Origin of the sequence: Rhodococcus sp. NPDC127593, assembly GCF_042671975.1 — a bacterium.
Taxonomy (GTDB): domain Bacteria; phylum Actinomycetota; class Actinomycetes; order Mycobacteriales; family Mycobacteriaceae; genus Rhodococcus_F.
In genome coordinates this window covers 39,995-52,636 of record NZ_JBHXWI010000005.1, presented here as the reverse complement: position 1 = coordinate 52,636, position 12,642 = coordinate 39,995, and the positions used below count along the sequence as shown (strand labels likewise).

Below are 12,642 nucleotides of genomic sequence, written 5' to 3'. Positions count from 1 at the left end.
GGGCCGGTCAGCGCTACTGGACGGTTGAAACCTCGGGGAGTGGAGGCAGCGGCCGGGAGGCGACGTCTCGTGCCTCGTCGGGGACGACTCCAACCATGCACAGCATCGCCTGGGCGAAGACTTCGTCGGTACGGTCCTGTGTCGGCGCCGACACCACGTGATGCAGGGTCGACAGCAGGGCGCCGAACACGCATGCCGTGGCGATCTCCACATCGGGAATCGTGAATCGTCCACTGTCGACGCCCTTGCGCAGGTCGCGCGCGGCCCGGGGGCCGAGAATGTCGATGAGCTTGGGATGAGCCACACCGAGACGTACCACGAACCACCCCCACAGGGGATTGCTGATCGCGTGGCGCACGAGGTGACGCAGCGACGAGGAAAATACCTCCGCAGCGTCGGTCATGTCGGCGGTCATCAAATCCATTCTGGCGCCGAGTGATTCGATCGATTCCTCGGCCACGGCCTCGACGATCTCGTCACGGGAGTGGAAGTAGTTGTAGAACGTCCCGGCGCCGAGGTCGGCGGCTTCGGTGATGTCGGACAGACCTACTGCGTCGACGCCGCGTTCGGCCACGAGGGTGCGCGCGGCGTCGATGAGCCGTGCACGGGTCTTCTCGCGTCGGCGCTGGTGGCGCGACGCCTGAGTGGGCGTTGCGGAGCTGTTCGACGGTGTGGGCACGTCGCAAACGCTACGCGATCGCCGTGCGAGCGAGGACTGGGATGGCCTCTAGATGAGCAAAGGCCCATAAATGAGGCATTGCTCATTATTGAAGAGTATGTCACCATTGCTTCATTCCTATGACCCAGCTCACTCTCGAAGAGGAAGTGCAATGACGGACACCCAGACGGCTCAGGTGGACCTCGCGTACGACGCCGATGTGGCAGTGGTGGGCTGTGGCCCCGTCGGAGCGCTGCTGGCGGTACTGCTCGGTCAGCACGGTCACCGCGTCACGATCGTCGACAAGTGGCCCGAGCCCTACGACCAGCCCCGCGCGGTCACCTACGACCACGAAATTGCCCGCATCCTCGCGATTCTGGGCATCGACTCGGACAACGATCCGGCGGTCGAGTACCACGACGATCTCTACTACTGGCGTAACGCGGAAGGGGAAACTCTCCTCGAGGTCGACTGGAAGTCCATCGCAGCATCGGGGTGGCGCACGCGGTACTGGTTCTCCCAGCCCGAACTCGAGAAGCGGCTACGTGACGTCGCCGCGACCGTGCCGAGCGTGACGATTCGGCGCGGCTGGCTGGCGACCGGCCTCGACCAGAACGACGACGGGATCGTGCTGTCCGGGCAGGTCACCGGTGCGAACGGCGACTCGGCGGCCGAGGTGATCCGCGCAAAGTACGTCGTCGGCGCGGACGGGGCGAACAGCTTCGTCCGGACGGCACTGGGCCTGGACTTCGCTGACCACGGGTTCTTCTTCGACTGGCTGATCCTCGACATGATCATGCCGGACATCTCGGGTCTGGACCTCGGTCCGAAGCACTGGCAGCTGTGCGACCCGGTCCGGCCGACGACGATCGTCCCGGGCGGCCCCGGCCGCCGCCGCTGGGAGTACATGGTGCTGCCCGGGGAGAACCCCGTTGAACTCGCCTCCGAGCAGTCCGCGTGGCGTCTGCTCGAGCCGTGGGGCGTCACCCCGGCCAACGCCGAACTCGAGCGTTCGGCGGTCTACCGATTCCAGGCACGGTGGGCGGAGACGTGGCGCAACGGCCGCGGCCTGATCGCCGGCGATGCGGCGCATCTGATGCCGCCGTTCGCCGGCGAGGGCATGTGCGCCGGCCTTCGGGATGCGGTGGCCCTGGCGTGGCGCCTGGATCTCGTGCTGTCCGGCACGTCCGGCGAAAACGTGCTCGATTCCTACGGCACCGAACGCAAGGGACACGTCCAGCACTACATCGACTTCTCGATGCGCCTGGGCAAGATAATCTGCATTGCCGACGCCGACGACGCGGTCGTCCGGGATCGGCAGATGATCGCCGAACTCGCCGCCTCCGACGGCACCCCGGTCGACACCGACATCGCCTCGCTCGGTCCGGGGCTGTGGCACACCGGCACCGCACATGCCGGGGAACTGTCCGTCCAGGGCATCGTGGAGGCGGATGGTCGACGGGGCCGATTCGACGACGTCGCGGGCCGCGGCTGGACCGTGATCGGCCGCGGCGCATCCGTGGCCGACGTGCTCACCGACGAGCAGCGCCGACTGTGGGAAAGTCTGGACGGACGCTGCGTCCGGATCGGGACGGCAGGTACGGACTGCGACGTGGTCGACGTGGACGGCACCTACGAGAGGTGGCTCGATGAGATCGGCGCCGACTTCGTGATCCTGCGCCCAGATTTCTACGTCGCGGCCACCGCAGCCGATGCGGCAACACTGCGGGAATCGCTCGACACGATTCTCGACGGGCTCCACCTGACCGCCACCGATCGCGCACCGGTCGCGACCCGATGAAGGGAGCTATCCCCATGAATCTGAATTTCGATCACGTCACCCTCGGACAGCGGGTGCTGTTCGGATCCGGACGCGCCGCCGACAACGTCGCGGCGGAAGTGGCCCGGCTCGCCGCCCGGCGCGTCATGGTCATCGCCTCACGCTCCGAAGCCGCGACCGCGGAGGCGGTCACACAGCACATCGATGTGGCCGTGTTCCACGACGACGTCGCCCCGCACGTCCCGATCGCCAAGGCCGAATCGGCCCGTGCGGTTGCGACGGACAACTCGATCGACCTGCTGGTGTGTATCGGTGGTGGCTCGACCACCGGCCTGGCCAAGGCGGTCGCCCTGACGACGGGGTTGCCGATCGTCGCGGTGCCCACCACGTACGCCGGCTCCGAGGCCACCAACGTCTGGGGCCTGACCGAGGCCGCCCGCAAAACGACCGGTGTGGACGACAAAGTGCTGCCCGTGACGGTGATCTACGACGCGCACCTGACGCTGTCGCTCCCGGTCGAGCTGTCGGTCGCGTCCGGCCTCAACGGTATGGCCCACTGCATCGACTCGATGTGGGCGCCGCGCACCGACCCGATCAACCGTGCGCTGGCCGCCGAAGGCATCCGGGCGCTCGCCGAGGGACTGCCCGCGATCAAGGACGATCCGCAGGACCTGACCGGACGTGAGCAGGCCCTGTACGGCGCCTACCTGTCCGCGGTCGCGTTCGCCTCCGCGGGATCGGGTCTGCATCACAAGATCTGCCACGTCCTCGGCGGCGCCTACGACCTGCCCCACGCCCAAACCCATGCGACGGTGCTGCCCTACGTGCTCGCCTTCAACGCCCCCGCTGCGCCCGAGGCGGAGCGGAGAATCGCCGCGGCATTCGGAACCCACGCAGCTGTCGCGGGACTCAACGCTCTACGGGAGACGCTCGACGCCCCCCTCGCCCTGAAGGACTACGGCCTCGACGAGACGCAGATTCCCGAGGCCGTCGAGTTGATCCTGCCCTTCGTCCCCGACTCGAATCCCCGCCCGGTGACCGCCACCGATCTCGAAGCTCTCCTGCGTGCAGCCCACGCAGGCGCCACCCCTGTGCTGTGAAAGGAACACCGATCATGACCACCGACACCGCTGAATCGATCAGCCCGCAGCAGCAGGCGCTCGAGGACGAACTCGTCGCCACCGTCGTCGCCTCGTTCGACGACACCCCCGATCCGCGACTGAAGGAAGTCATACAGTCGCTGACCCGGCACCTGCACGCATTCATCCGCGACGTGCGCCTGACGGAGGAGGAATGGAACAAGGGGATCGAATTCCTCACCGCCGTCGGACACATCACCGACGACAAGCGCCAGGAATTCGTCCTGCTCTCCGACGTGCTCGGCGCATCCATGCAGACCATCGCCGTCAACAACCAGGCACACAAGGGCGCCACCGACGCGACGGTCTTCGGTCCGTTCTTCGTCGACGACGCACCCGAGATCCCGCTGGGCGGCGATATCGCCGGTGGCGCAACGGGACAGCCGTGCTGGGTCGAAGGCACCGTCACCGACACCGACGGCAACCCTGTGGCCGGCGCCCGCATCGAGGTATGGGAGTGCGACGACGACGGATACTACGACGTGCAATACACCGACGAACGGGTTGCCGGTCGAGCGCACTTATCCACCGATGACCAAGGGCAGTACCGATTCTGGGGACTGACACCCGTTCCCTACCCCATCCCGCACGACGGGCCGGTAGGCAAGATGCTCGAGGCCGTGGGCCGTTCTCCGGTCCGCGCGGCGCACCTGCACTTCATGGTCACCGCCGACGGTCTGCGACCCCTGGTCACACACATCTTCGTCGAAGGCGACCCGCAGATCGAGATCGGCGACAGCGTCTTCGGCGTCAAGGACTCCCTGATCAAGGAGTTTGCGGCGCAGGCGCCCGGCACACCTACCCCGGACGGCCGCAGACTCGGCGACCAGCCCTGGGCGCGAGCGCGTTTCGACATCGTCCTGGCGCCCGCAGGCGTCTGAATGCGGCGCACGGCGTCGTTGCCGGAATGTCGTGACACTGCTCGACCCGTCGTCGGCGATGCTGGACAAAGCTCACCAGCGACTCCAGCGGCTGCCATGGCGTGCTCGGGTACCTGGATCGGGCTGCTGGGGGTGCCGACTCGCGCCGACACGGTGGAGGAACTCAGCGAACTCGTGCGGAGCCGCGGCGTGGAGCCAGTGCGCTGGTATGGGGTGTGGCTGTTCGTCGACTGGCTCGATTTCAGTGGAGCCCAGTTGGACCCGAACGATTCGAAGCGGGTGGAAGCGGCGGCCGCGGTCGAACTCGAAGCCGGCCGACGAGATCCCTACCGCCAACTCAGTCGCGTCTTTCATCTCGTCGGACGCAGAGGTCCGAGCTGACGGGACACGCAACGGAGTGAGTTCGGAGGCGAGGGCTCGAGGTCGGCGCCCCGACGACCGACGATCACGCGGTAGCGCTGCCGCGAGCGAATTGTGCCGAGCCGTTGACACCCCACCACTAAAATGAGAACCTATTCGCATATTTGGAATCTGACACGGCTGGGCCAGCAACAACGACGTTCGGCGCAGTTCTCGGATCTCTGGACACCTTCTGAGGAGAACTCATGGCTGACAAGTCTCTGGCCCTGGTAGCGGATCTCGGCGAAAGCTTCGGCAACTACACCATCGGCGACGACGATGCGGTGCTGGATCTGGTGACCATGGCCAACGTTGCGTGCGGTTTCCACGCCGGTGACCCGCGGGTCATGGAGCGGACGGTCCGTGCCTGCATCGAGCGGGGCGTCGAGATCGGTGCCCATCCCGGATACCCTGACCTGGTCGGATTCGGCCGCCGGGCGATGGCGTGTACCGAAGACGAGATCCGCACCGACACCCTGTACCAGATGGGTGCGTTGAGCGCCTTCGTGAAGGCGCAAGGTGGCACGCTCAGCCACGTCAACCCGCACGGCCGGATGGGCAACCTCACGGTCACCGACCCGGTGCACGCCCGGGGTGTCGCGGACGCCGTCGCTGCCTTCGACCCGGAACTGATCGTCGTCACGCAGGAGGGCCTGCTCGCTGACGAAGCGCGCGCCCGGGGACTGCGGGTTGCCCTCGTCTTCCTCGCCGACCGCGGGTACGAGAACGACGGCACCCCCGTGTTGCGCACCGAGCCAGGCGCCTTGCTGCACGACGCCGACGAGGTGGCTGCCCGTACCGTGCGGATGGCGAAGGAGGGTGTCGTGCGCACTGTGCACGGCATCGACATCCCGCAGGAATGCGACCTCGTCCTGCTGCACGGCGACAACGCGGAGGCCATCGTCAACGCGAACAAGCTGCGCTCCGCGTTGGTGGACGCCCACGTGGCCGTCAAGCCGCTGCGTGAGGTGCTGGCCGACAAAGCTCGCGCCGTCACGGTCTGATCCGATGCTGCCCTCCGCAACGCCGGCAATCACACAGATCGTCTACGGCGACGCTGCGGTCATGATCGAGGTATCGGGTTCGGATCTCGAGACCCGGCGCGCCGTCACGCGTGCGCTGCGGAAGGCGGTGCTCACCGACACGCCTCGGGGAGTCGTCGACGTGGTCGGCGGACTCGAATCGGTACTGGTGCGTTTCGACTGCGCCCAAGTGGTTCACAACGACGTCTCGCGCGATCTCGACCGCCTGATCGGGACCATCGTGCACACCGAGGGTGACGACACGGCCGCGAGACATTTTCTGGTGCCGACGGTATTCGGTGGTGAGCACGGACCCGACCTGGCGCTCGTCGCCGGTGAACTCGGCCTGACCGAAGACGAACTCGTCGACCTGTTCACGTCGGCGTCCATGACCGTCGACGTTCTCGGCTCGGGAATTGCACCCATGATGCACGGTGCCACCTTCCCGGGTTCGGTGGCCCGCTGCCGGACGCCCCGCGCCAACGTCGCCGCGGGCGCTGTCATGGTGGCGGGCCACAATGCCATCATCGGTCCGGCGCCCGGGCCGAGCGGCTGGCGCATCCTCGGCCGAACTCCGCTCGCTCTGTTCGACATTCACCGTGATCCGGTCGTCCACTACGCGCCGGGAGACATATTCCGTTTCAGGGCCGTCTCCGAGTCCGAGTGGTCCATGCTGGCCGGACGTCCTCTCGAACCGGTAGGTGCCTTGACATCATGACCGCAGATGCTGAAATCATTGTCCAGCAACCGGGTTGGCTGACCACACTGCAGGACCTGGGCCGGGCCGGGTCGGAGCACCTCGGCGTGCCGGTGAGCGGGGCGTCCGACCAGTACTCCGCCGCCGCCGGCAACGTGCTCGTCGGCAATGCCCGGGGCGCCACGCTGATCGAGATCATGGCCACCGAGTTCTCGGCGACCGTCACGGCCGATCTGCTGATCGCGGTCACCGGAGCGACAGCCGACGTCCGGGTGTCAGGGCACCCCGTTCCGATGTGGGCGCCACTGTGCGTCCCGGCGGGATCTCAGATCACGATCCGCAACGTGCGGAACGGTATTCGAACCTACCTGTGCGTGAACGGGGAACTGGAAACCGATCACTTTCTCGGAAGCGCCGCCCCGGATGCGCGCATGGGTTTTCCGCAACGGCTGGGAGCCGGACAGCGGGTCCGGCTTCGGACGGACTACGTCGACTTCGTTCACCCGTACGCGCAGCAGCCGTTGCTCCGGCTCCCGGTTCGGATCCCCGACCGGCGCCGCGATAGCTGGGTCGTCGACGTGACCGACGGTCCGGAAACAGCTGCAGTCGAGGGTATTCGGGATCTTCTCGAGTCTTCCGAGTACACGGTGACCGATCGGTCGAATCACGTCGGGCTGCGATTGTCGGGTCCGGTCGCGCACCCCGAGGGTCTCGACGAGATCATCTCCCACGGGGTCCCCATCGGGGGCGTGGAGATTCCACACTCGGACGAGCTGATCATCCTCGGGCGAGCGCGGTCGCTGACCGCCGGATACCCGATCGTGGCGGTGGTGACGTCCTCGTCGATGTCGGTTCTCGGCCAGGCCGGCCCGGGGCAAAAGCTCCGAATCCGTTGGAGCAGTATGGAAGATGCGATCGCCACGTACCGCTCGCAGCAGGCGGACCTCGACGAGCTGGAGGAGGCGGTGCGGCGGGTGTTCGACGCCGTGAACCTGCCGCATCACACCCGGGTGGTCCAGCCGACCGCCTGAGGCCCACGCACCGTACCGAGGCCCTGGAGCACCGCTCCGGGGCCTCAGTGGCATGCCTGGACGCTCCCTTGTTTTGCTGGAGTTCGCACATCGGCCGCGCGCGTCACCGGATCTTTACAAACAGGTCTTGACGCGGACATAACCAAGTGTGAAGCTGCTCTCAATCGAAAAACATTTCTCACTCTGTCGGTGGTTGATCCCGCGAGTCGAGATGAACCGAAGGGAAGCCCCGATGTCTGAACTGGATGGCGCACAACTCCGCATCTCCGCCGGCTGGACCCGGCCGGCGCCGGAGCTGGTCGCAGAGTTCGCCCGATTCCAGGTCGCCAATCTCGGCGACGCGATGGAGCGCCTGGGAATCTGCGACTCCGGCATCTCCCCGATCTGGCCCGGCGCGAAGTTCGTGGGCACGGCGCTCCCCATCCTCACGACGGCGGGCGACAACGCAGCCATCATCAAGGCGCAGGAGTTCATCCAGCCCGGTGACGTGGTCATGGTCAATGGCGCGGGTGACCTCGGCCGCGCTCTCATCGGTGACAACCTCGTCCAGCGCTTCGCGGCACGTGGTGCGGCCGGTGCGGTCGTCGACGGGTGCGTCCGCGACCGCGACACCATCGAGAACCTCGGTTTTCCGGTCTTCGCGCGGGGCGTGACCCCGGCCGGACCCTTCAAGAACGGACCCGGCGTGATCGGTGAGGACGTCGCGATCGGCGGCGTCGTCTTCCATCCCGGTGACATCGTCTGCGCCGACAGCGACGGCATCATCGTCATTCCGCCCGCACGTGCCCGCGAAGTGCTCGATGCCGTTCTCGCGGTGGTCGCGCGTGAAGAGGCCCTGGACGCCGAGGTCGCTGCGGCGACCTTCAGCTGACAGATGCCCGTGTCCGCCACATCAGCGATAATCCCGGAGAAAGGGAACGCAAGGTCATGACTGTCACCAATCCACCCGCGACCGATTCCGACAACCGGAAGGTAGTCAAGAAGGTCACCATCGCCGGGGGTATCGGCTCGTTCGTCGAGTGGTACGACTACGGCATCTACGGTCTGCTCGTACCCACCCTCGCTCTCGTGTTCGCCCCGGGAAACGGCAGCTCGGGTGGCATCATGCTCACCTACGTCGGGTTCCTCATCAGTTTCCTGGTGCGGCCCTTCGGCGGTGTCATCTCGGGCTACCTCGGCGACAAGCTGGGCCGTAAGACTCTCCTCGCCTTCCTGCTGCTGATGATTTCCGGTTCCACCGCTGCCATCGGCATGATTCCGAGCTTCGAGACGATCGGCTGGGCCGCGCCGATCCTGCTCATCTGCATGCGGATGATCCAGGGCTTCTCCGCCGGCGGCGAGGCGTCGGGCGCCATGTCGTTCGTGGGCGAGTACGCCGACGACGACAAGCGTGGCCGCACCACCTGCTGGCTGCCCATGGGCTCGTTCGCGGCACTGCTGGCGGGCAGCCTGATCTCCAGCGCGATCATCCAGCTGCTGGGCCAGGACGTGCTCGAATCCTGGGCGTGGCGCATCCCGTTCCTGCTGGCAGTGCCCATGGGTCTGGTCGGCTTCTACATCCGGAACCGGCTCGAGGACACCCCGCGATTCCAGGCCCTGCGTGAGGCCAAGGTGGTCGAACGGAACCCGCTGAAGGTGGCGCTCACCTCGAAGCGGCACCTGAAGGCCATCGCCATGACCATCGCGCTTCCCGCGCTCAACGGCCCCGGCTACTACATCCTCTTCGTGTATATGCCGACCTACCTGAAGAAGGAACAGGGTTTCAGCCAGCTCCAGGGACTGCTGGTGACCGCGGTGAGCCTGGTGGCGATCCTCGTCGCGATCCCCTACGCAGCGCGGCTCTCCGACCGCATCGGGCGCAAGCCGGTGCTGCTGTACTCCGCGATCGCCATGGGCCTTGCGTCCTACCCGTGTTTCCAGATGATCTCGACGGGCAACCTCGGCACCGCGGCGCTGGCGGGAATCATTCTCGCCGCACTGTTCGCCGGACATGCCGGTGTGATCCAGGTCCAGCTCGTCGAACTCTTCCCGACCAACGTGCGCTACAGCGCGTACAGCATCGGGTTCAACATCACGACCGTCGTGTTCGGTGGCAGCGCCCCACTGGTCATGAACTGGCTCATCGGACTGACGGGCGACAAGAGCATCCCGGCGTACGCGGTGATCCTGACGGCGATCATCACCGCGCTGACGGCGCTGAAGCTCGTCGAAACCGCCGGCCGGCCCCTGCAGGACACGTAGACCCGGCGTTCGTACGACCAGGCCGGGGCGGAGACCACCGACGGTATCCGCCCCGGCCCCTCGCCGTTTCTCGGCGCACGACACGAAAGGACCCCGAAATGGGATTGCTCGACGGAAAGATTGCCCTGGTCACCGGTGCCGGAACCGGGATAGGCCGGGAATCGGCGATCAAGCTCGCGACCGAGGGCGCCACCGTCGTCCTGGTCGGCCGCCGGGAGGCGGTACTCGCCGAGGTCGCCGCCGCGATCACCGAGGCCGGCGGCGCCGCACTGGTGAAGCCGGCGCACATCGAGGACAGCGAGCAGATTCACTCGTTGATCCATTCGGTGCAGAGCGAGGCCGGTCCGATCGACATCCTGGTGAACAATGCCGGCGCGGGCGGAAGGGTGCTCAACGTCCGGTGGACGAGCGAGGACGAATGGAACGAGATCCTCGGTGTGAATCTCACCGCCGTGTATCTGCTGACTCAGGCGGTGTTGCCCAGCATGCTCGAGCGGGGCGCAGGCACGATCGTCACCGTATCCTCACTGGCCGCCGCTAATCCCAATCTGCTGGGCGGTGCGGCGTACGGCGCCGCGAAGGCCGGCGTCCGGAACTTCATGACCTACCTGCACAACACGTTCCGCAACGACGGCATCCGCGCCACCTGCATCCTGCCCGGCGAAGTGAGCACCCCGATCATGGACAACCGGGCCAACCCGCCCAGCCAGGACGTGCGTGACGCCATGGTCCAACCCGACGACGTCGCCCGCGCGGTGCACCTCGCCGCCACACTCCCGTCGCGGACGGTCATCCCCGAACTCGTCATCGCCCCGACCCGTCAGCGCGACATCTCCGGCGATCTCGAGGTCAGCCGGTGGAAGGGAGCGCCGGAAGACATCCTGAGAGCCCTTGACGCGCACCAAGACAGATGAGAAAATATTCGCATATGCGATGCAGTGCTCAATTGAGATCGTGCAGATTCCGGAAGGATCGGTAGACCTGTGATCAACTTTGCCCCCTCGGACGCGGTGATCCGGGTCGAAGAAGCCTCACTCCGGACTCAGCAGCCACAGTCCGGCGGTGACATGGTGTCCCTCGCCATGGGCGAACCCGATTTCGACACCCCGGAGCGGATCCGTCGCTCGGCAGCCGCTGCACTCGAGGCCGGCCACACCCACTACGCCGCCCAGCTCGGCGACGCCGATCTGCGCGCCGCGGTCGCGGACCAGGTGAGCGCACTCGCCGGAACGACCTTCGGGTCCGATCAGATTCTCGTCACCCACGGCGGTACGGGCGGACTCGCGGCGGCGATCCTCGCAACCGTGAACCCGGGAGACAAGGTCGTGATTCCCGACCCCACCTACTCGCTGTACGCGGATCTCGTTCATCTGGCCGGTGGCGTGTGCGTGCCGGTGGCGCTGCAGGACGACCTGCACTGGGACCTCGACTCGCTGGCCGCTGCACTCGCCGGCGCGAAGCTCTTCGTGTTCTGCAACCCCTCCAACCCCACCGGCGTCGTGCACCGCACCAAGGAACTCGAGGTACTCGGGGAGATCCTCCGGAAGTCCGACACGCTGGTGATCGCCGACGAGGCCTATAGCGAACTCGTCTACGGCAGTGAGCCTTTCACCTCGGCACTGCAGATTCCCGAGTTGGTCGAGAGAACCCTGTACTGCCAAACCTTCTCGAAGAGTTACGCCATGACCGGGTGGCGGGTGGGATACCTGGCCGGGTCGAGTGCGGTCGTCGCCGCCTGCGCCCGGGTGCACAACAGCAACAACGGTTCGGTCAACACGGCCGTCCAACGTGCCGCCCTCACCGCGCTCACCGATTGCGCCGACGACGTCGCCGCCATGCGGGAGGCCTACCGGGCGCGTCGGATCCTCATGCGTGAGGCCCTGTCCCAGGTTCCCGGGCTGGAGGTGGGAGACCCCGAGGGCGCCTTCTATTTCTTCCCGAAATACTCGGCCGACGTCCCCTCCGTCGAGGTCGTGCGGATCCTCCGCGAGCACGGCGTCGCGGTCCGGCCCGGCAGCGAGTTCGGCGCTCACGGCGAAGGTCACCTGCGCCTGTCCTACGCTGCGAGTTCGGAGGCGATCACCGAAGGCGTGGCCCGGCTGGCTCGCGGGCTGGCCTCGCTGGCGTAGGAACGAGGGAGAGGATCATGACGATGGCCAAGAAGCCGATGCGCAGTGACACCGAACGGAATCGGCGCAGCCTGATCCAGGCAGCCGTCAAGTTGTCCTCCGGCAACGACGAGCCTGTCAACATGACCGAGGTCGCCAAGGCCGCCGAGGTCTCGCCGGCCACCGCGTACCGCCAGTTCAGTTCGGTCGACGACATTCTCGGCGAGTACCGGTTCGAGGTCGGTTGCCGGATGCGGGACTACGCGCGCACGCTCGACACGGTCGGACTGGAACGGCTCGAGGAGCTCTGCCGGTGCTGGGTGGGACTCGTCGTCGAGCACGGTGAGGCCATGGTCGCCACCAGGTCGCGGCACGGCTACCTGGAACGGCTGCGCGAGGACACCTACTACCTGACCGTGCAGGCGGAGGCATTGCTCGAGCCATTGCAGCAGTCGGCGCGAGAGCTCGGCATCGCCGACATCGGCGACGAGGCCCTGTTCCTTTGGAACCTCCTGTTCGACCCGCGAGAGATCTTCGACCTGCTCAACACGGTGGGCCTGTCGGCCGATCAGGTGGGCACCCAGCTCTTCGCCGCACTGCGCGGCGCCCTGACCGGCTGGGCCGCCGCCCGCGGCGAGCAGGACCTGTCCCGGTCCTGGTCCAACGGGGTCAGAACGTGACGGCCC

At 66.7% G+C, this 12,642-nt stretch carries 13 protein-coding genes; 12 read left to right on the top strand and 1 reads right to left on the bottom strand.

Annotation, left to right across the window (positions count from 1 at the left end; genetic code table 11):
* Positions 1–13: 13 nt before the first annotated feature.
* Positions 14–679, bottom strand: a complete 666-nt coding sequence (locus tag ACFVJ3_RS05715; RefSeq protein ID WP_378451147.1) for a TetR/AcrR family transcriptional regulator — start codon at positions 677–679, stop codon at positions 14–16.
* A gap of 151 nt (positions 680–830) precedes the next feature.
* Here ACFVJ3_RS05715 and ACFVJ3_RS05710 point away from each other — a divergent pair, with 151 nt between their 5' ends.
* The 12 genes from ACFVJ3_RS05710 to ACFVJ3_RS05655 all read left to right on the top strand — a co-directional run bounded on the left by ACFVJ3_RS05710 (position 831) and on the right by ACFVJ3_RS05655 (position 12,636).
* On the top strand, positions 831–2,459 hold the full coding sequence (locus ACFVJ3_RS05710) for a bifunctional 3-(3-hydroxy-phenyl)propionate/3-hydroxycinnamic acid hydroxylase (protein ID WP_378451146.1): 1,629 nt from the start codon (positions 831–833) through the stop codon (positions 2,457–2,459).
* A 14-nt stretch (positions 2,460–2,473) separates the two neighbouring features.
* Positions 2,474–3,538 carry a maleylacetate reductase gene (locus ACFVJ3_RS05705; RefSeq protein WP_378451145.1) on the top strand — a complete coding sequence of 355 codons (1,065 nt, stop codon included), beginning with the start codon at positions 2,474–2,476 and terminating at the stop codon, positions 3,536–3,538.
* Positions 3,539–3,552: 14 nt separating this feature from the next.
* Positions 3,553–4,458: a dioxygenase gene (locus ACFVJ3_RS05700; RefSeq protein WP_378451144.1), complete on the top strand. Its 906-nt coding sequence runs from the start codon at positions 3,553–3,555 to the stop codon at positions 4,456–4,458.
* A 96-nt stretch (positions 4,459–4,554) separates the two neighbouring features.
* Positions 4,555–4,839: a hypothetical protein gene (locus tag ACFVJ3_RS05695; RefSeq protein WP_378451143.1), complete on the top strand. Its 285-nt coding sequence runs from the start codon at positions 4,555–4,557 to the stop codon at positions 4,837–4,839.
* Between the two features lie 224 nt (positions 4,840–5,063).
* Positions 5,064–5,861 carry a LamB/YcsF family protein gene (locus ACFVJ3_RS05690; protein WP_378451142.1) on the top strand — a complete coding sequence of 266 codons (798 nt, stop codon included), beginning with the start codon at positions 5,064–5,066 and terminating at the stop codon, positions 5,859–5,861.
* A 4-nt stretch (positions 5,862–5,865) separates the two neighbouring features.
* Positions 5,866–6,597: an allophanate hydrolase subunit 1 gene (locus ACFVJ3_RS05685; RefSeq protein WP_378451141.1), complete on the top strand. Its 732-nt coding sequence runs from the start codon at positions 5,866–5,868 to the stop codon at positions 6,595–6,597.
* The gene (locus ACFVJ3_RS05680; protein WP_378451140.1) at positions 6,594–7,607 is read left to right on the top strand and encodes a biotin-dependent carboxyltransferase family protein; all 1,014 of its coding nucleotides are present in this window, start codon (positions 6,594–6,596) and stop codon (positions 7,605–7,607) included. Before ACFVJ3_RS05685 ends, ACFVJ3_RS05680 begins: the two co-directional genes overlap by 4 nt.
* A gap of 232 nt (positions 7,608–7,839) precedes the next feature.
* Complete coding sequence (locus ACFVJ3_RS05675; protein ID WP_378451139.1) at positions 7,840–8,478, top strand: hypothetical protein; 639 nt, start codon at positions 7,840–7,842, stop codon at positions 8,476–8,478.
* A 56-nt stretch (positions 8,479–8,534) separates the two neighbouring features.
* The gene (locus ACFVJ3_RS05670) at positions 8,535–9,848 is read left to right on the top strand and encodes an MFS transporter (protein ID WP_378451138.1); all 1,314 of its coding nucleotides are present in this window, start codon (positions 8,535–8,537) and stop codon (positions 9,846–9,848) included.
* Between the two features lie 98 nt (positions 9,849–9,946).
* The gene (locus ACFVJ3_RS05665) at positions 9,947–10,762 is read left to right on the top strand and encodes an SDR family oxidoreductase (protein WP_378451137.1); all 816 of its coding nucleotides are present in this window, start codon (positions 9,947–9,949) and stop codon (positions 10,760–10,762) included.
* Between the two features lie 69 nt (positions 10,763–10,831).
* The gene (locus ACFVJ3_RS05660) at positions 10,832–11,977 is read left to right on the top strand and encodes a pyridoxal phosphate-dependent aminotransferase (RefSeq protein ID WP_378451136.1); all 1,146 of its coding nucleotides are present in this window, start codon (positions 10,832–10,834) and stop codon (positions 11,975–11,977) included.
* A 17-nt stretch (positions 11,978–11,994) separates the two neighbouring features.
* On the top strand, positions 11,995–12,636 hold the full coding sequence (locus tag ACFVJ3_RS05655; RefSeq protein WP_378451135.1) for a TetR/AcrR family transcriptional regulator: 642 nt from the start codon (positions 11,995–11,997) through the stop codon (positions 12,634–12,636).
* Positions 12,637–12,642: the final 6 nt, after the last annotated feature.